The 18,579-nt window shown below is 45.3% G+C and carries 15 protein-coding genes; 8 read left to right on the top strand and 7 right to left on the bottom strand.

Features of this window, described 5'->3' with window-relative positions; genetic code table 11:
• Positions 1-41: 41 nt before the first annotated feature.
• From IDJ75_RS05020 to IDJ75_RS05010, 4 genes are all read left to right on the top strand, one after another.
• Complete coding sequence (locus tag IDJ75_RS05020) at positions 42-701, top strand: class I SAM-dependent methyltransferase (RefSeq protein ID WP_191174494.1); 660 nt, start codon at positions 42-44, stop codon at positions 699-701.
• On the top strand, positions 686-1,345 hold the full coding sequence (locus IDJ75_RS05015; protein ID WP_191174493.1) for a methyltransferase domain-containing protein: 660 nt from the start codon (positions 686-688) through the stop codon (positions 1,343-1,345). The genes IDJ75_RS05020 and IDJ75_RS05015 overlap by 16 nt, the downstream gene beginning before the upstream one ends.
• A gap of 514 nt (positions 1,346-1,859) precedes the next feature.
• The gene (locus IDJ75_RS21295) at positions 1,860-1,994 is read left to right on the top strand and encodes a hypothetical protein (protein ID WP_262892091.1); all 135 of its coding nucleotides are present in this window, start codon (positions 1,860-1,862) and stop codon (positions 1,992-1,994) included.
• Positions 1,995-2,012: 18 nt separating this feature from the next.
• On the top strand, positions 2,013-2,594 hold the full coding sequence (locus IDJ75_RS05010; protein ID WP_224746480.1) for a PhnA domain-containing protein: 582 nt from the start codon (positions 2,013-2,015) through the stop codon (positions 2,592-2,594).
• Positions 2,595-3,149: 555 nt separating this feature from the next.
• Here the strand turns inward: IDJ75_RS05010 and IDJ75_RS05005 are convergent.
• The 4 genes from IDJ75_RS05005 to IDJ75_RS04990 all read right to left on the bottom strand — a co-directional run bounded on the left by IDJ75_RS05005 (position 3,150) and on the right by IDJ75_RS04990 (position 6,774).
• The gene (locus tag IDJ75_RS05005; RefSeq protein WP_191174492.1) at positions 3,150-3,356 is read right to left on the bottom strand and encodes a heavy-metal-associated domain-containing protein; all 207 of its coding nucleotides are present in this window, start codon (positions 3,354-3,356) and stop codon (positions 3,150-3,152) included.
• Between the two features lie 83 nt (positions 3,357-3,439).
• Positions 3,440-5,671 (bottom strand): heavy metal translocating P-type ATPase, encoded by a 2,232-nt coding sequence (locus IDJ75_RS05000; protein ID WP_191174491.1) that lies wholly within the window; start codon positions 5,669-5,671, stop codon positions 3,440-3,442.
• Positions 5,672-5,752: 81 nt separating this feature from the next.
• Positions 5,753-6,325: a helix-turn-helix domain-containing protein gene (locus tag IDJ75_RS04995; RefSeq protein WP_191174490.1), complete on the bottom strand. Its 573-nt coding sequence runs from the start codon at positions 6,323-6,325 to the stop codon at positions 5,753-5,755.
• Between the two features lie 77 nt (positions 6,326-6,402).
• Positions 6,403-6,774: a DUF3659 domain-containing protein gene (locus IDJ75_RS04990; protein ID WP_191174489.1), complete on the bottom strand. Its 372-nt coding sequence runs from the start codon at positions 6,772-6,774 to the stop codon at positions 6,403-6,405.
• Between the two features lie 259 nt (positions 6,775-7,033).
• On the opposite strand from IDJ75_RS04990, the gene IDJ75_RS04985 reads away from it, so the two are divergent.
• The 4 genes from IDJ75_RS04985 to IDJ75_RS04970 all read left to right on the top strand — a co-directional run bounded on the left by IDJ75_RS04985 (position 7,034) and on the right by IDJ75_RS04970 (position 12,373).
• Positions 7,034-7,435 (top strand): HYC_CC_PP family protein, encoded by a 402-nt coding sequence (locus IDJ75_RS04985; RefSeq protein WP_191174488.1) that lies wholly within the window; start codon positions 7,034-7,036, stop codon positions 7,433-7,435.
• Between the two features lie 119 nt (positions 7,436-7,554).
• Positions 7,555-8,037: a DUF3347 domain-containing protein gene (locus IDJ75_RS04980; protein WP_191174487.1), complete on the top strand. Its 483-nt coding sequence runs from the start codon at positions 7,555-7,557 to the stop codon at positions 8,035-8,037.
• Positions 8,038-8,078: 41 nt separating this feature from the next.
• On the top strand, positions 8,079-10,334 hold the full coding sequence (locus tag IDJ75_RS04975; RefSeq protein WP_224746479.1) for a multicopper oxidase domain-containing protein: 2,256 nt from the start codon (positions 8,079-8,081) through the stop codon (positions 10,332-10,334).
• A gap of 11 nt (positions 10,335-10,345) precedes the next feature.
• On the top strand, positions 10,346-12,373 hold the full coding sequence (locus IDJ75_RS04970) for a heavy metal translocating P-type ATPase (protein ID WP_191174486.1): 2,028 nt from the start codon (positions 10,346-10,348) through the stop codon (positions 12,371-12,373).
• 217 nt (positions 12,374-12,590) lie between these two features.
• Here IDJ75_RS04970 and IDJ75_RS04965 read toward each other — a convergent pair whose 3' ends face one another.
• From IDJ75_RS04965 to IDJ75_RS04955, 3 genes are read right to left on the bottom strand one after another with little or no spacing between them, the layout of a single operon-like run.
• A complete protein-coding gene (locus tag IDJ75_RS04965; protein ID WP_191174485.1) occupies positions 12,591-12,974 on the bottom strand; it encodes a prealbumin-like fold domain-containing protein in 384 nt (127 codons plus the stop codon).
• A gap of 22 nt (positions 12,975-12,996) precedes the next feature.
• A complete protein-coding gene (locus tag IDJ75_RS04960; RefSeq protein WP_191174484.1) occupies positions 12,997-14,130 on the bottom strand; it encodes an efflux RND transporter periplasmic adaptor subunit in 1,134 nt (377 codons plus the stop codon).
• A 10-nt stretch (positions 14,131-14,140) separates the two neighbouring features.
• The gene (locus tag IDJ75_RS04955; protein ID WP_191174483.1) at positions 14,141-18,490 is read right to left on the bottom strand and encodes a CusA/CzcA family heavy metal efflux RND transporter; all 4,350 of its coding nucleotides are present in this window, start codon (positions 18,488-18,490) and stop codon (positions 14,141-14,143) included.
• Positions 18,491-18,579: the final 89 nt, after the last annotated feature.

Below are 18,579 nucleotides of genomic sequence, written 5' to 3'. Positions count from 1 at the left end.
CTTCAGGTGCATCGGGCAACCGAAGGACGGAAATTTGCAGAATGGATGTTTATCCCTTTTCCCCTTTCCCTCCGGAACCGGAACCGTACCGGCAAAGGTTGCTCACCCCGGTGGAGAAGCGCCGGCCCAACGACTGTTTCTTCCGGAATGATGCGGAATTTGATTGGTTATACCCTGAACACCTGCAACTGATTTCAATGGCGCACTGGACGCCATTAGCTGTGGCAACAAAAGCGGCCGACTACCTGAACGTACCTGGTAATATCCTGGATATCGGGAGTGGCACGGGTAAATTTTGCCTAACAGCGGCACACGGCCATCCCAATGGCAAGTACTATGGGGCGGAACAACGGCACGAACTGGTGCATTACGCCACCCTGGCCGGCAGCTACCTTAATTTACCTAATGTCCGCTTTATCCATGCGAATATCACACAGATAAATTTCAATGAATTCGATCACTTTTATTTCTACAACTCTTTTTTTGAAAATATCGACCAGAAAAATGCCATCGACGATACGATAGAGACTTCGTATAGCCTCTATGAATATTATAACGGTTACCTGTTGGCTGTTCTCAAGGATAAACCGCCCGGCACACGTGTTGTGACTTACCAGTGCCTCGGAGAAATGATTCCTGCTAATTATAAACTGGTGGAGCAGTCCTTTCTTACCCTGCTCCAGTTATGGATCCGACAATAAATGGCATGTTTAATTATAAAACTTATCTCAAATACAAAAAGCTATCGTATATGTATACTGATACCCTGAATATATCTTTCTTCCGCAAAGATGCCACATTCGACACTTTATACCCCTCGCATATCCGGGAGCTCTCCCAGCTACATTGGACCGGCCTTGGTGTTGCGCTGGAAGCCAGTAATTTCCTCGCCAGTCCGGGGGCACGGGTACTTGATATCGGCAGCGGTGTCGGGAAATTCTGTATCGCAGCCGGTGTCTACCACCCGGAAGCGAGCTTTCATGGCATCGAACAGCGTAAGGAACTATTTGGTTATGCCGAAACCGCAAAAGAACAGATCGGTGTTCAGAATGTACATTTCAGGCATGGCAACCTCACCTCCTTAAACTATGATGAATATGATCACTTTTATTTTTATAATTCTTTCTACGAAAATATAGAACCGGAAAGCCGGATCGATTACGCCGTACACACATCTTATGAATTGTATAACACCTACACCTTTCATATACGGGAAATGCTGGCCAGCAAACCGGCCGGGACCAGGCTGGTTACTTATTATGCGCCTGACAAGCAGGTGCCAACGGGCTATACGTTAATAAATAATTCATACAGCAGATACCTTAAAATGTGGGTAAAGGAATAGAGGAGATTATAGCTCCTTGCTCTAAGAAGAATAATATAAAATGAGTAAAACACCAAAATTGAAAGCCATGCTCGGCGCCAAATGCCCGCGTTGCAGAAGGGGCAATATGTTTGAGGGAGGTGCATGGCGTATAGGCGCGAACCGGATCAATATTAACTGTCCTTCATGTGGAATGATCTTCGAGATCGAACCCGGCTATTTCTACGCGGCCATGTATGTCAGTTACGCGTTCAATGTTGCGGAAGGCGTAAGCATTTGCCTTTTAACGCGGCTGGTAACCGGTAATACGGATTCCCCGTGGTTATACTTGAGCACAATCCTAATCGGCCTGGTGTTATTGTCCCCATTAAACTTTCGGTATTCCAGGGTCATTTTGCTTTACTGGTTGTCTCCAAAAGTGCATTACCGTCCTGAACTGGATAAATCCATAATCCGAAAGCCTGATTAAACTTAGGCACATTCCCTTTACAAAAGGTAAAATACGCTATACCATAACTTCGCGAAAAACTTACCGATGAGGAAACAAAACGATAATTACTCCTTCTGGACAAAATATAAAAAATTTGCAGGTAACGAGATCCTGCTTTATCTGATCATGGTGCTAGGTATTTTACTTGGCATTGTCATAATTAACTTTATACGTAAATAAATAGTATATTAAATTTATATGATGAACATTACCTTAAACGCGGGATCACCCGAAATCAACACCTGCGAACTCTGCCAATCTGCAAGCGAACTTACCGTGTACACAGTTTCTCCAGCCGGTTATGCCGCTAACAACATAAATGTTTGCTTAGGCTGCAAGTCCGAACTGGCAAAACCCGAAAAACCGGACAATCGTTACTGGCGCTTCCTGGCTGAAGCCATGTGGAGCGATGTCCCGGCCGTGCAGGTTTTATCATGGCGCATCTTGTCCCTTCTGAAAGATGAGGATTGGGCCGCAGGTTGCCTCGAAATACTTTACCTGGAAGATGACCTGCTCGCATGGGCAAAGGCAGGCTTTACAGTAGAAGCTGAGGAGCCAGCTGAGGTTCACCGCGATAGCCTTGGGAACGAATTGCAGCATGGCGACACCGTGATTTTAACCCGTTCGTTGGATGTCAAAGGAAGTTCACTTAACCCCAGAATGGGCACTGTCGTTAAAAACATCCGGCTAGTTAGCGATAACACCGACCAGATTGAAGGCAAGATCGACGGGCAGACCATCGTTATCCTGACCAAGTACCTGCGCAGGCAGAAAAATTAAATTAATCAATGCATGATCATCCGAATGAAAAGAAATGTTCAGGATGCTATTCGTGTGGAAGAAACTGCTGCCCCGCCTGAGTGCAATTGAGGCTACTTATGGTTATTGTTACCGGCCGGGTAATGATACGGCATGAGTATGCGCTTTGAAGATAATATTTAAGTAGTGTTATCCAATAATGTCACTTATGTCAGGCAAACTAAACAGCGGTTCTGATAAAGATAAATGTGAACGGAATTACTTTTCGGAATAGGAATTTGAGCTGAACACGAAAATCACAACAAACCATGATCAAAGCATTTGGTTCAACGCCGCATAAATGGCAAATATCTTTTCGAAGTAACTCCTGGGGTAAAATAGCCCACACTAATATTAACCTTTATGACCCAGCTCTTTTGAAACAGTTTCCATAGGGATGCCATTAGCTTGCTGTAGTCCCCATATTAACACTCACCTTGACCACATCTCATCTTATTTCAGAAGCGCTGATTGTGAACTGCGGGCAGACCTGAGACCATACAATAAAATACACATTCACCTACTGCCTGGTAAGTATTAAACTTTTTCAATTCTAAATCCAACAGATTCAACACGCTTAATAATTGAATTAGAAATCGTTTCAGCTTTTACCGTCAGGATTTTTTCCGGTACGCTGGTATCCACCAGCCAGTTTCCTTCACCTACAGTTTCATTTAAAGCGGGTGTTACTTTGGCGATACAGCCGCCACAATTGATATTTGTTTTAAATTTTAAAGTTTCCATTGTTATAATTTATAGTTCAAAATTAGCTGCGATCAGGCTTTTAGCTTTACAGGATAAGCGCGATTTGTTATAAAATAATCGCACTAAAGTTTAATTGCTTTTAAACGCAAGCTGTTGCTTACCACCGATACAGAACTCAAAGCCATCGCTGCACCTGCTATCATTGGGTTCAACAGAAAACCGTTGTACGGGTATAGTATCCCTGCAGCCACCGGTATCCCGATCACATTATAAATGAATGCCCAAAAAAGGTTCTGCCTTATCGTGCTTACCGTTTTCTTAGAAAGTAAAAGCGCCTTGGGTATCGACTGCAGATCGGATGTGATGAGCGTAATTTTGGCAACTTCCATCGCAATATCTGATCCTTTGCCCATGGCGATACTGACATCCGCCTGTGCCAACGCTTCGCTATCATTGATTCCATCACCTACCATGGCCACCACTTTACCTTTTGCCTGCAATGCTTTTATAAATTCCGCTTTATCATGCGGCATTACCTCAGCGCTATAATTTTCAACGCCGACCTCGCTTGCAATCGCCGCAGCCGTCTGTACATTGTCCCCTGTCAGCATAAACACCTCCACGCCATTTTGCTGCAACTGATGAATGGCGTTTTTAGAACTGCTTTTCACGTTGTCAGCTATAGCTATAATGGCCAGGCAATGACGGGCATCACTGAAGTACACCACCGTTTTGGCGGATGCCTGAAGTTCATTGGCTCTTTGTTTTAGTGATGGCTCAATTGTAATGGCATTCTCTTCCATTAGCTTGCGATTGCCAACCAGGTACCGGCTACCCGAATATTCGGCTTTGACGCCCCTCCCGGTCAGACTTTCAAAGTTCTGCAAGGCGAAGTTATCTGTAGCAACAACTGCCATTGCCGATACTACAGCTTCAGCTAAGGGATGTTCAGAGCGGGATTCCAAATTGTAAAGAATTTGGCTTAACAAGGAATCATCTGCCAGCCCCTCTAACCAACTGATCTCTGTAACGCGGGGCCTACCTTCGGTTATCGTTCCGGTCTTGTCCAGAACAATGGCATTTACCTTATATCCCAGCTCCAGGCTCTCGGCATCTTTTATTAAAACGTGGTTCTCTGCACCTTTTCCAACACCTACCATAATGGCTGTAGGGGTGGCAAGGCCCAAAGCACAGGGGCAGGCTATAACCAGAACAGTGACGGAAGTCAGCAACGCATGGGTAAATGCATTATCACCACCAAAAAGCATCCAAATAGCGAAGGTCAATACGGAGATCACCAGGACAACAGGTACAAATATACCGGCGATCTTGTCGACCAACTTCTGTACCGGGGCTTTACTGCCCTGTGCTTCCTGCACCAACTTAATGATGTGGGCGAGTAGTGTATCGCTGCCTATCTTTTCCGCCTCAAACCGGAAGCTACCTTTCTGATTGATCGTACCGGCAAATACCTTTTCTCCGGCCGTCTTTTCCACCGGTACTGGCTCACCGGTGATCATGCTTTCGTCTACAAAAGAATTGCCCGAGCTGACCAGGCCGTCCACGGCGATCTTTTCTCCCGGCCGAACGATAATGACATCGCCCGGCACGACCGATTCAACGGGCATTTCCTTCTCCGTACCATTTACAATAAAACGTACTGTTTTGGGTTGAAGGCCCATCAGCTTTTTAATGGCCGATGACGTATTGGACTTCGCCCTTTCCTCTAATAATTTCCCTAAAGAAATGAAGGTGATAATAACAGCCGCAGCTTCAAAATATACATGAGGATGAACACCTCTGCTGTGCCAGAAATCGGGATTGACGGTATTGAAAGCGCTAAAGATGAAAGCAATCCCCGTGCTTAGCGCAACGAGTGTGTCCATATTCGCTTTTCCATGGCGGACTTGTTTCCACGCACCGATAAAGAAGTTCCTACCAAACCAGAAAACTACAGGTATGGTCAGTAACATCGATATCCATTCGGCATGGGGTATATCCATGAAAAACATGCCGATGAGAAAAACCGGAAATGCAAATATGGAAGACCAAATGGTTCGTGTTTTTGATTCCAGATATTTTTTGTACTGTTCTTCTTCCTGGGCCTTTGAAGGGTCTTGAGCATTGACGATCAGGTCATATCCGCCTGCCTGTACCGCCTTTTGAAGAAGTACAGGATTAGTTTGGGTGTCATCGTATAATGCCCAGGCAGTACTGTTAGCAAAATTAACACCAGCATCGTTAACGCCGGGAGCCGATTTTAATATAGATTCAACGCTAATTGCGCAACCTGCGCAGGTCATGCCGGTAACGGGAAATAATTTCTTTTGAGTATGAATTGTTTTGGTTGTCATCGTTCAGATCTTTATTAAACAAAGGTCTGAAGTGCGATCTCATTGAACTTTACAGAATTGGCTAAGCGATTTACATCTTTTTCAGATCGTGTCAAGGGAGCGGCGCGAACTACCGCCCGATCGTGCCGCTTTAAACTGTGAGGGCGTTTGACCTGTCACCTTTTTAAATTGCGCGGAAAGATGAGCAACACTGCTGTAGCCCAATTTATAGGAGATCTCGCTCAGGTTCAGTTCGTCGTAAAAAAGCAGTTCCTTCACCCGTTCGATTTTTTGCTGGATGATATATTGCTCCAGTGTGATGCCCTCTACTGCCGAGAATAAGCCGCTCAGGTGCTTGTAATCCTGGTGTAGTTCATCCGCAAGCAATGCAGACCAATTCACCTTGATATCCAGGTAGTCGCTATGATGTATTTTTTGAATAATACTGTTTTTGATCTGCTCTACAGTTTTTGACTTGGCGTCATCCAATAGTTCAAAGCCCAGTTTACTTAGCCCCTCTGCCAATTCCAGGCGCTGCTGTTTATCAATATCATTACGTAAATGCACGAGGCCCAGATGAACATCGTTCACCTGGAGCCCGTGTCTTTTGAGTTCCTGTTCGACTACCATTTTACAGCGGTCGCATACCATATTTTTGATAAATAGTTCTGTCATATAGCAAACCTAAAGGTCGCTATTTAATCTTAAAGGCGTTTATACAATTATGCCCGATCTTTATAAAATAAGTGGCGTTAATGTACCGGATGTGGATTGGCTTGCTTTTTTAAGAACAGGCAATGCGCAGCACAGGCATGCAGCTTGTAATTTTTGTGCGTGGTGCCCAAATTATGGCCGTCCGGATCTAATATCTCACATTCTTCAGCGTCTTTATCCTTGACTTTTAAAACCTGCTGTCCTTCATTGTTGAAATAAAAGCCGTTCTTCGCCGATTTTCCTAATTTGTTGCCCTTCGCGTCGATCACGTTACCGTCACGGTCGATAAAATAGACTTTGTTGCCCTTGGCATCCTTTACGATATTGTCCTTACTGATGTAGCCCAGCAAGGTACCGCCATGGTCATGTATCTCACCTTTTTTGTTGATGTGAATTTCATTTGCTGGCACTGGTTTTGGCTCGGTTTGCGCAGATGCAGGTGCAAAAACCAGCTATCACCAGGGTGGTGATGGCACATATTAAGTGGATCGCTTTTTTCATGATTGTTTTTTAAGTGAAAGTAAAGCAGGCAGATAGGCAATAATGTTGATTATAGTCAGTTATTGAACTGATTTGCATCATTATCATGCTGCTGTAGATCTGGTTATTTTGTAAATACAATTGAAAATTATATAAATCGCTTTCCGTTATATTGATGATATTTGTATCGTGATCAAAAAGCTGTTCATAACCTTTTTAGCTGTGTTGTACCTGGGCGTTTCTTCCGGGGCAACGCTGCATTACCAGTACTGTATGGGCAGGCTGGTCAAGGTATTACTATGGCACAGTCACACCGAAAAATGCCATACCTGCGGCATGGATCTTAAGGCAAAATCAACTAAAAAGTGCTGTACAGATAAGCACCAGCAGCTCAAATCAGATAAAAGCGGTTCGGTCACTTATAGCCAGCTTACCCTGGGTACCAGTGCGGTTGTGCTACCGGCAGTTCATTTTTTCGGATCATTGTCTTATCCTAATGTACCGCTAACGGTTCAGTACCCGGTAAGCCAGGCACCTCCATCCGTTCCGGCTGTCCCCGTATTTTTGCGTAACTGTGTTTTTCGTATCTGATCCTTTTTCTATTTCTTCGATCCTGAAGAAACGAATGATCTTTTGATCATTTATTCAAGTTTAACCTCAATAATTTCCTGTTAATCAGGAATTAATATTCATTTTTAAAATTTAAGAGCATGAAAAAGCTTCCAATTCTCGTATGCGCCTTTTTGGCGCTATTGTCCTTTACGCAAGTGAAAGCGCAAACCAATTCATCCAAAGATGCGATATTAACCGCCTATTACGGTGTAAAGAACGCTCTGATCAGTGGCAATGCGGCCACTGCAAATACCAAAGCAAAAGAATTTCAAAGCACAGTAACCGCCGTTCCAGCCGATCAATTGACCGAGGCTCAAAAAGATAAACTATTGTTTGATGCCCGGCATATTGGTGAGAGCAATAATATAGCCCATCAGCGCGAACATTTTGCCAAACTATCAGAGAACATGTACACGCTGGTAAAAGCCGGTAAGTTTAACAGTACGCCGGTTTACCGCAACTATTGCCCGATGAAAAAGTCTTATTGGTTAAGCGAATCAGCGGCCATCAAAAATCCTTATTACGGTAATCAAATGCTAACCTGCGGTGAGGTTAAGGAAACTTTACCTGCTGCAAAATAAAATATACGGGCCGGAGTGAAAGCTTCGGCCTGTTTTATACCATGAAAAAATTAATCTTATTATTTAGTATTCTATTTTTGCTTTTTGGAGTAGCCTTTGCGCAGCATCCTATGATGATGGGCAAAGGTCAGCATCTTCCGCTGCATACCAGGATCGGCAATCGGGACATCTACCACTTGTATATTAACGATACTACCGTAAACTACACCGGTAAGCAAACAGCCGCCATGGCTATTAATGGCAGCATACCCGCACCGACGCTGGAGTTTACCGAGGGCGATACGGCGGAGATCTACGTGCATAATGAAATGATGATGGAAACCTCCATCCATTGGCACGGTTTGATTTTGCCTAACCGTTACGATGGTGTGTCGTATCTCACAACGACGCCTATTCTCGCCGGGCAAACACACTTATTTAAATTTCCGCTGGTACAGCATGGCACCTATTGGTATCATTCGCATACCATGACACAGGAACAAAGCGGCCTGTACGGAGCGTTTATTATTCACGAGCGCAGGCCTCAGCCAATGAAAGAATATACTTTATTGCTGAGCGACTGGACGGATGAGAACCCCGAGCAGGTGCAGCGCCGCTTACATAATGCGACCGACTGGTATGCCATCCGCAAAGGCAGTACGCAGGACTATTGGCAGGCTTTAAAAACCGGGCACCTGAAAACCAAGCTGACCAACGAATGGAAGCGTATGAACGCCATGGATGTAAGCGACGTTTATTACGACCGATTTTTTAGCAATGGGAAAGTTGAAGCGCAGGCTCCGCAATTTAAGGCAGGCGAAAAGGTGCGCTTACGCGTAGTCAACGGTAGTTCGTCTACCTATTTCTGGCTCAAATGGGCAGGGGGAAAAATACAGGTAGTGGCCAATGATGGCGAAGACGTGCAACCGGTAGACGTTGACCGGATGATCGTTGGTGTGGCGGAGACTTATGATGTGGTGGTGACCATCCCGGCAGATGGCAGCTATGAATTCCTGGCTACGCCCGAGGACAGGACAAAATACACTTCTCTTTGGTTAGGAAACGGGATGAAACATCCGGCTAAAAAGATGGGACGTCTGAAGTACTTTGAAGGCATGAACATGATGAACAACATGATGGATATGCAGGGAAATATGAAGGAAATGAATGGTATGGTGATGACTAACCAGGTCATGGACATGAATACTGTGATGTATCCTGAAATATCCGGCGAAGATGAAAGTATGGGAAAGGACACGTCAAAACCTATGCAGCCTATGGCGGGCATGGATATGGGCGCAGGCACTGGCAATATCATTACCTTAAATTACAATATGCTCAAGTCTACTCATGTGACCACTTTAACCAGTGGCCCTACTAAAACGCTTAACTTTGAGCTAACCGGCAACATGAACCGTTATGTATGGTCGATAAATAATAAAACCGTTTCTGAGTCTGATAAGATACTGATCAAACAGGGGCAAAACGTACGGATCATTTTGTATAACAATACCATGATGCGGCATCCAATGCACCTGCACGGCCATTACTTCCGCGTGTTGAACGGACAAGGAGATTATGCCCCGCTAAAAAATACGCTGGACATTATGCCCATGGAGCGCGACACCATCGAGTTCCGGGCGACGGAAAGCGGCGACTGGTTCTTTCACTGTCATATTTTATACCATATGATGAGCGGCATGGGCCGCATCTTCAGCTATGAGAATTCACCACCAAACCCGGAAGTACCTGATCCGGTAGCCGGTTTTAAAAAAGTGGCTGCTGATGACCGCAAATTTTACGCCTCCGCTAAATTGGGATTGGAGAGTAACGGCAGCGACGGTAACGCGGCATTGGCCAATACCCGCTGGAAATTTTCGACGATGTGGCACCTGGGCACTAATGACACCAAAGGCTATGAGAGCGAGACCATGTTTGGGCGATATTTCGGCCGTATGCAATGGCTCTATGCATATGCGGGCTTTGACTACCACTACAAACGGACAGATGAAGTGGAGAAAAATATGTTTGGCCAGGTTAGCAACAAGAATAACAGGCACACAGCTGTAGTAGGCTTAGCCTATACGCTGCCAATGTTATTTGTGGCTGATTTTCGTGTTGACGGTAACGGTAAGTTTAGATTTCAGCTTGGGCGGGAAGATATACCGTTAAGCAGCCGTTTACGCATGACATTGATGGCTAATACCGATAAAGAATATACAGGTGGATTACGTTATATCGTGAATAAAACCTTTTCCCTATCCAGTCATTACGACAGCGATATGGGATTGGGGGCCGGATTAACATTAACCTATTAAAAAGAAACGCGATGGAACATCAGACGCATCACCACATGACAGATCAAAATAATGGGAATCATGATAAAGACCATCAGCATATGGGGCATGGCGGACATAACCATAATGCGATGATCGCTGATTTCCGTAAGCGTTTTTACGTAGTATTGGTATTGACCTTGCCGATCCTGCTTTTATCGCACATGACCCAGCAGTGGCTGCATTTACAGATAGGCTTTTCCGGCAGTCAATATGTACTATTTTTACTTTCTACCACAGTATTCGTTTATGGAGGCTGGCCGTTTTTGACGGGATGGTTTTCTGAAATGAAAGCGAAGAATCCGGGGATGATGACCCTGATTGGGTTCGCGATAACCGTGGCCTATGGCTATAGCACCGCAACGGTGTTTGGGTTAAAAGGCATGGATTTCTTCTGGGAACTGGCCACGCTTATCCTCATTATGCTGCTTGGTCACTGGGTCGAAATGCGGTCGGTAGCCGGCGCTTCGCGTGAGTTGGAATTGCTTGTTCAGCTTATGCCGTCAACTGCTCACCTGATCCAAGAAAACGGTACAGCGGATGTAAAAACGGAAACATTGAAAGAAGGCGACCTTATCCTCGTTAAACCTGGTGAAAAAATCGCGGCAGATGGCCTGGTCGAAGAAGGGGAAAGCTACCTGAATGAATCGATGCTGACGGGCGAGTCTAAACCCGTTCTAAAAATCAAGGGACAAAAGGTGATCGCAGGTTCAGTAAACGGCAACGGATCTTTGAAAGTGCGGGTAACCCATAGCAGTAAGGACTCCTATCTCTTCAAGGTGGTTGACCTGGTGCGAAGCGCACAGGATGCTAAATCCAACACCCAGCTATTGGCGGATAAAGCAGCACGGTGGCTGACAATCATTGCCCTTTTGGCGGGTATTACTACGTTTGTTGTATGGATAAGCCTGGGCCGCGATATCGCCTTTGCCATGGAGCGAATGGTTACCGTCATCGTGATCTGCTGCCCCCATGCGCTTGGACTCGCTGTTCCGCTGGTAGTGGCCAGATCAACCGCCTTGTCAGCACAGCATGGGCTGCTCATCAAGAACCGTACAGCTTTTGAAAACTCCCGCAAGATAACAACCGTTGTTTTTGATAAAACCGGGACTTTGACTAAAGGAAAGTTTGAGGTATCACGCGTGTCAACCATAGGTGAACAGGCCTCAAATGAAAATGAATTGATCCGTTTAACGGGCGCATTGGAAGCCCACTCTGAGCACCCTATTGCAACCGGAATCATGACCGAAGTAAAGAAGCGGAATCTGACCCTGCCGCAGGTTTCAGATTTCAGAGCGATCACCGGTAAAGGTGTAGCGGGTGTTGCAGGAGGGAGAAAGGTCAAGATCGTTAGTCCCGGCTATCTTAAAGAAAATAATTTGCAGCTGCCTCCGGATTACCACACGGTTGGTAATGAGACGGTGGTGTTTGTATTGATCAATGATCAACTAGCCGGTTTTGTGGCCCTGGCTGACGTAGTCAGGCCGGAATCTGCCGACGCGATAGCCACTTTGCATGATAACGATATTCAGTCAATCCTGCTCACCGGTGACAATAAGCAGGTAGCTGAAAGCGTCAGCAAACAACTGAAAATGGATGGTTTTTTTGCGGAAGTGTTGCCCCACGAGAAGCTGGAAAAGATCAAAAAACTACAAAAAAAAGGCGAATTCGTGGCCATGACCGGTGACGGGGTAAATGATGCCCCTGCGCTTGCGCAGGCCGATATTGGTATCGCCGTAGGATCAGGCAGCGATATCGCCGCTGAAACTGCCGGGATCGTTTTGGTTAACAGCAATCCTCAGGACATTGTCAACCTGATCCTGTTTGGTAAAGCTACTTACCGGAAAATGATCCAGAACCTGGCATGGGCAACCGGCTATAACGTGGTGACGATACCGCTTGCCGCAGGCGTATTGTATAACCAGTGCATTTTGGTAAGTCCGGCAATTGGGGCTGTGTTGATGACCGTGAGCACCGTTATTGTTGCTATTAATGCGGGTTTATTAACCATTAAAAATTAGTACAACTGCATGGGTTTACAGCAAAAGTATATTTAACAACAAGTAATGAATGATAAACAAAGAGCAGATTGTTATGGTGTGCCGATAGGCCAATGTAGCCGAAACCCTAAATGCGGTTAAGACTGAGCAATTATAAAAAGGTTTTCTCTGGCAACAGTAAAACAATACGGATAACGGTCTAACACCAGTTATCCGTATTGGATAGCAATAGATGATTTTAATTTAAGGTAAGATCAAACCGATAATTACTTTCATCCCGATAGCGTGCGCGAATAACTAAATTCGTGTCCCGGCTGACGACCCTACCTGCTTCCGGCAGATAGCCGAATGTATAAAAAGTGTAGCTGCCGGGAGTTAACTGATAAAAGGTCACGGTTCCTGCTTCATTGGTAGTCTGCATACCGTCACTCAATAAAGTTTCTTTATTGTCCTTCTCCGGCACGCCTTTTTTGTAATAGACCTTAAATCCCTTCTGCGGATTTTTCTTATACAGAATGGCGATATAAACATTTCCATTATAGAGAGTTGCTTTATCGCAGGCAGCCAGTGCAGCCAATAAAATTACAGCCACCGAAAAGCTGAACGCAGCATATTTTCTCATGATTGTTCTGATTTAAATTGTATTATTCTGCTTTATTTTTCATCATCATTAATAACGAATACGCGCCTTTGGTCACAAAAACGGCGTTCGGGGTCATGTCTTTTGCCGGCGAAAGAATTTCTGTAAACCCATTTTCACTTTCGCCCGTATTGACCTGAGTCATCTCAAACTGACGGTTGCCAATAACTTTATAGATATACTGTTTACCCTCAAACTGCACAATGGCTTCGTTGCTTATGACATAAGCCCGGGTATTTTTCACTTGTATATCGGCATTCATGTAAGTACCGGGTACCAGGGTTTTATCATAGTTTTCAAAATGGCAGTGTACATCCGCATTCCTGTCGGCAGAAAGGTCTCGGCCGATCAGTAATATCTCGGCTTCGTGCTTTTTTTCCGGCTGATTGTTGGTGTAGGCCACCAGCTTTTGACCGATGTATAATTTATCCAGGTCTTTCTCGTACACTTTCAGCGCCAGGTGAATATCTGTAGGGTTAACCAGTTCAAAGAGCACCTCAGTCGGGGATACGTATTTGCCTATGTTAACATTTACTTTGGATATAAAGCCGCTTATGGGGGAATAAATATTCACGCTCCGCGATATTTTGGCTGCGCTGATGTTTCGTGCGTTGATTCCGATAAGCTGCAGTTTCTCCGCTAAAGAAGCGATCAGCACCTGCTGGCTCCTGTATTCGGCCTCGGCCTGTTGAAAAACTTTGTCGCTGCTGGCTTTACTCTGGTTAAGGTCTTTTTGACGGTTATATTCATTTTCAAGGTAGGCTATCCTCGCTTTCGCTGTCAGGTAATCCTGTTGTAACTGGATGTATTGCTGGTCTTCGATAACGGCGATTGCTTCGCCCTTATTCACGTGCATACCTGGTAACAATTTGGTGGATTTTAGATACCCGCCTAAAGGCACGCTGATGGAAACCATGTTTTGCGGCGGAACATCAATTTTGCCGTTGAGTTTTAATATGGACGATATTTCCTTTTGCTCAATCTTACCGGTGGTTATTGCCGCATTTTCCAGCTGTGCGGCTGTAAGTGTTACAATATTAGGGTTGACTGCACTGTCTGTTGTTTCTGCCGCCGGTTTTTTACCGCCGCAGGCGGATAAGGTTAACACGAGTGCCGATAAATATATGATGGATTTCATGATCTGAATTTTAGTTGTTAGAAAAATAGTTAAGTTGTATCACCGCTTCGTTGAGGTTGCGTACAGCCTCCAGGTAATCATTTTTTATCGCGGTAGCCTGGTTAACCAGTTGTGCCCACTCCAGGTAGTTGATATTACCGGCCGCCATTTGCTGGTTGGCCGTATTGACGATTAATTCAGCATTTTTTAAGGGTTTGCCTTCAAAATACGATACTGCCCGAAGATATTTTTGATATTGGAGATCTGCCGCCCGGTAAGCCGATGTTATGTTTTGCACCGTTAACGCGAGATTACTTTCCGCCAGCTGTTTGTTCACCCTGGCACTGTTGATCCGGGCTTTTTGGGCGCCGGCGAAAATGGGGATACCAATTCCCACCTGCACCGAATTAAACCGGTTCGAGCCATTATACAGCTTATTATCGGCCCCGACACCCTTGATACTGGTGTTGTTATAGCCGATGGTCAGATCAGGTAAAAGCCTGCTTTTTTCCACGCGTGTTGCGGCATCCGCAATTTGCTGTTGTTGCGCTATTAATTTTACTGCCGGGTGTTCTTTTAAGTTGAGGCTGTCACCAACAGCAAGGTTTAATTTATGGCTGGCGCCGGTTGTTGTGAACACCTTTGTAGAATTCAATAACAGCTGGAACTGCAATTGCAATAGAGCCTCATCTTCTTTCAACAGGTTCAATTGCATTTGTACTTGTCCCAGTAAGGTTTCGGCGCTGGTTTTCTCCAATATATTGGTTTCGCCCTTAGCCAGCCTCAACTCCGCTTTTTTATAAAATTCCAGGTACAGGCTATCTGTGTGCTGTAACAACCACTTTTTCTGTTCCATATAAACCAGGGCATAGTACACCTGGCTCACTTGTTTTTTTAAAAGCACCTCATTGACAGCTATGCTCAATACACTGTTTTTCCAATCAGCTTTTAAAAGCTCCTTTTGCCTGCCGTAGACAGTGGGAAGGTTAAAAGACTGTGATATACCAAACTTGGTATCAGTATAATTGCTGTTGATCTGACCCGTTTCGCCGAACAACGTGGCCTGCGAAATGCTGGCCGATGTGCCAATCAGCATTTGCTGATATTTTGCCTTTAACTGCTCATGTTTTACCTGCAAATTGTTTTTTACAGCAGTATCAATAGCTGCTTTAAGCGTAATTGGTGTTTGCGCTTTGGATACCTGGCTTATCACAGACAGCAGAAAAATGGATAGCACCGTGGTGTTTTTTTTGCTGAGTACGGTCTTAAATCCTTTTTCAAACATGATGTACAAAACGGGTAATACAAACAAAGTCAGAAAAGTTGCGATCAGCAGGCCGCCTATCACTACGGTGGCCAAAGGCCTTTGCACTTCGGCACCCGCACCGTTACTGATAGCCATGGGGAAAAATCCCAGCGAGGCAACAAAAGCGGTCATGAGTACCGGCCTTAGCCTTACTTTGGTACCCATTAACACGATACGTTTTAAATCGGTCATACCTTCTTTTTTTAACTGGTTAAACTCGGAGATCAATACAATGCCGTTGAGCACAGCAACACCAAACAAAGCAATAAAGCCTACACCTGCACTAATACTGAATGGCATGCCCCGCAGGGCCAGGAATAGTATCCCCCCGATAGCTGATAAAGGAATTGCGGAGTATATCAGTAACCCCTGCTTGATAGAGTTAAAAGCGAAATAGAGCAGTAAAAAAATAAGTAGCAGCGAAACCGGCACCGCAATCATCAGGCGCTGTTTGGCAGCATTCAGGTTTTCAAAGGCGCCACCATAGGTTACATAATATCCGGCCGGGAACTTGAGTTGCTTATCCACCTTGGCCTGCAAGTCGTTTACAATGGTTTGTACATCCCTGCCGCGAACGTTAAACCCTACAACAATACGGCGTTTGGCATCCTCCCGCTGTATCTGGTTGGGCCCATCCTTGATCTGTACATCGGCCAATTGAGACAAAGGAACCTGCGCGCCTCCCGGTGTCGGAATCAGCAAATTTTGGATATCCTTCAGATCTTTTTTCTGTTCACCGCTTATCCTGACCACTACCTCAAAGCGCTTTTCACCTTCAAACAGGGTTCCGGTGCTTTGCCCGGCCAGCGCCGTGTTAACCACCTTGTTAATATCGGCTATGTTGAGGTTGTATTGCGCTATAATGCTGCGGTTATAGTTAATGATGATCTGCGGCATGCCGGCAACTGCCTCTACGTACAGGTTTTTAGCACCGTCAACAGTATTGATGATTTTACCCAGTTTATTGGCATAAGCTGCAAGGGTATCCAGGTCTTCGCCAAATATCTTGCAAACTACATCCTGGCGTGCGCCTGTCATCAGTTCGTTAAAGCGCATCTGCACCGGGAACTGAAAACCCGCAGTAACACCCGGAACAGCCTGCAAGGCCTTGCCCATTTTTTCGGAAAGTTCATTAAAGGTTTTTGCTGATGTCCATTCGTCCTTGGGTTTCAGGATCACCATCATATCGCTGGCTTCCATCGGCATCGGGTCGGTCGGCACCTCGCCGCTGCCAATCTTGGTAACCACTTTTTCCACTTCAGGGAACTGTGTTTTTAAGATATGGGCTGCTTTTTGGGTGTTAGCGATAGTTGTATGCAGGTTGCTTCCCGTTAGTACGCGGGTATCAACGGCAAAATCACCTTCTTCCAGTGCTGGAATAAATTCACCGCCCAGTGTAGTTAAAATATAAGCTGAAAATATAAATAAGCCCGCAACGGTTAACACAACCATTTTCGGAAAAGCAATGATCCGGTTAAGGGCTGACTGGTACGCTATTTCTACTTTAGTCATCAGCCGGTCTGAAATGTTCGGTTTCTGCTTGATTTTCTTGCTCAGAAAGGCGGCGCTCATCATAGGGATATAAGTAAGTGATAAAATAAAAGCGCCCAGTAAAGCAAATGCTACCGTTTGTGCCATGGGCTTAAACATTTTACCTTCAATGCCCTGCAATGTGAAGATAGGCAGATACACCACCAGGATAATGATCTGGCCAAAAACAGCGCTGTTCATCATCTTGCTGGCAGCACTGTTTACCTCCTTGTCCATGTCATCCTGGCCCATGGCGCCCATGCTTTTAAATTGTTTACTACTGCTAAGTGTATGCATAACCGCTTCCACAATAATGACGGCTCCGTCTACAATCAAGCCAAAATCCAGCGCCCCCAGGCTCATCAGGTTTCCGCTTACGCCAAACAGGTTCATCATGATAATGGCAAACAGCATGGCCAATGGAATTACGGAAGCAACCAGCAGCCCGGCCCTGAAGTTCCCCAGGAACAATACAAGCACAAATACCACAATCAGCGCGCCTTCCAGCAGGTTGCGCTCTACCGTACCAATGGCATTGTTAACCATTTTGGTGCGGTCCAGAAATGGCTCGATCACCACGCCTTCGGGCATGGTTTTCTGGATCTGTACGATGCGCGCCTTGACATTTTTGATCACCTCGCTGCTGTTAGCCCCTTTCAACATCATCACCACCGCGCCTGCAACTTCCCCCTCATCATTATAACACAGCGCACCAAACCGGGTGGCGTAGCCAATTTTAACATCGGCTACGTCTCTGATAAAAATGGGCGATCCGCCAATAGTGGTTTTAATCACCGTATTATTGATGTCGTCTATGTTGCCAATCAGTCCCTGGCTGCGGATGTAAAGCACAGTGGGCCCTTTTTCAATATAAGCTCCACCAGTATTCTGGTTGTTATTTTCAAGTGCTTTGAATACGTCGGTAATCGTCATATTATGCGAAAACAATTTATTAGGATCAACCTCGATCGAATATTGCTTTAGCTTACCGCCAAAGCTGCTCACCTCGGCAACACCTTTAACACCCAGAAGTTGGCGGCGGACTATCCAGTCCTGGATAGTCCGCAGGTCGGTTTCATTGTATTTCGCAGCATAGCCCTTTTTAGGGCGCAATACATATTGATATATCTCGCCCAAACCGGTGCTTACAGGGCCAAGTTCAGGTGTCCCGATACCGGAAGGTATCTGGCTTAGCACTTTTTGTAAACGCTCGGCCACCTGCTGTCGCGCCCAGTAAATATCTGTGGCATCGTCAAATACGATCGTGACCAGTGAAAGGCCGAACCTGGAAAAGCTGCGGATTTCCTTGAGACCGGAAATGTTGCTGTTGGCCTGTTCTATCGGGTAGGTAACTAAACGTTCGATATCAGTAGCCCCGAATGACGGAGCTACGGTAATAACCTGTACCTGGTTGTTGGTAATATCAGGTACGGCATCAATGGGCAGCCTGGTAAACTGGTAGCTGCCATAGCCAATCAGGGCAATGATAAAAAGCCCAATGATCAGCTTATTCCTTACGGAAAAAGCGATAATATGATTTAACATAAAATAAAATCTTGAAAAATTAGTAATTCAGAAAGTACCGGGTAGCATGAATTGCTATGCAGAGCACTATAAATAATCTTGGAAGAAAG

This window comes from Mucilaginibacter rigui (assembly GCF_014773275.1).
Classification (GTDB): domain Bacteria; phylum Bacteroidota; class Bacteroidia; order Sphingobacteriales; family Sphingobacteriaceae; genus Mucilaginibacter; species Mucilaginibacter rigui_A.
Note: the sequence above shows the minus strand (reverse complement) of the source record. Positions and strands in the feature narration are given on the sequence as shown.

Excerpts from the sequence above, each read along its gene's own strand:
- IDJ75_RS04955 (WP_191174483.1), bottom strand. The coding sequence starts at position 18,490 with ATGTTAAATCATATTATCGCTTTTTCCGTAAGGAATAAGCTGATCATT.
- IDJ75_RS04995 (WP_191174490.1), bottom strand. The coding sequence starts at position 6,325 with ATGACAGAACTATTTATCAAAAATATGGTATGCGACCGCTGTAAAATG.
- IDJ75_RS04975 (WP_224746479.1), top strand. The coding sequence starts at position 8,079 with ATGAAAAAATTAATCTTATTATTTAGTATTCTATTTTTGCTTTTTGGA.
- IDJ75_RS05000 (WP_191174491.1), bottom strand. The coding sequence starts at position 5,671 with ATGACAACCAAAACAATTCATACTCAAAAGAAATTATTTCCCGTTACC.
- IDJ75_RS05020 (WP_191174494.1), top strand. The coding sequence starts at position 42 with ATGGATGTTTATCCCTTTTCCCCTTTCCCTCCGGAACCGGAACCGTAC.
- IDJ75_RS04960 (WP_191174484.1), bottom strand. The coding sequence starts at position 14,130 with ATGAAATCCATCATATATTTATCGGCACTCGTGTTAACCTTATCCGCC.
- IDJ75_RS04965 (WP_191174485.1), bottom strand. The coding sequence starts at position 12,974 with ATGAGAAAATATGCTGCGTTCAGCTTTTCGGTGGCTGTAATTTTATTG.
- IDJ75_RS05015 (WP_191174493.1), top strand. The coding sequence starts at position 686 with ATGGATCCGACAATAAATGGCATGTTTAATTATAAAACTTATCTCAAA.
- IDJ75_RS05010 (WP_224746480.1), top strand. The coding sequence starts at position 2,013 with ATGATGAACATTACCTTAAACGCGGGATCACCCGAAATCAACACCTGC.
- IDJ75_RS04980 (WP_191174487.1), top strand. The coding sequence starts at position 7,555 with ATGAAAAAGCTTCCAATTCTCGTATGCGCCTTTTTGGCGCTATTGTCC.
- IDJ75_RS21295 (WP_262892091.1), top strand. The coding sequence starts at position 1,860 with ATGAGGAAACAAAACGATAATTACTCCTTCTGGACAAAATATAAAAAA.
- IDJ75_RS04970 (WP_191174486.1), top strand. The coding sequence starts at position 10,346 with ATGGAACATCAGACGCATCACCACATGACAGATCAAAATAATGGGAAT.
- IDJ75_RS05005 (WP_191174492.1), bottom strand. The coding sequence starts at position 3,356 with ATGGAAACTTTAAAATTTAAAACAAATATCAATTGTGGCGGCTGTATC.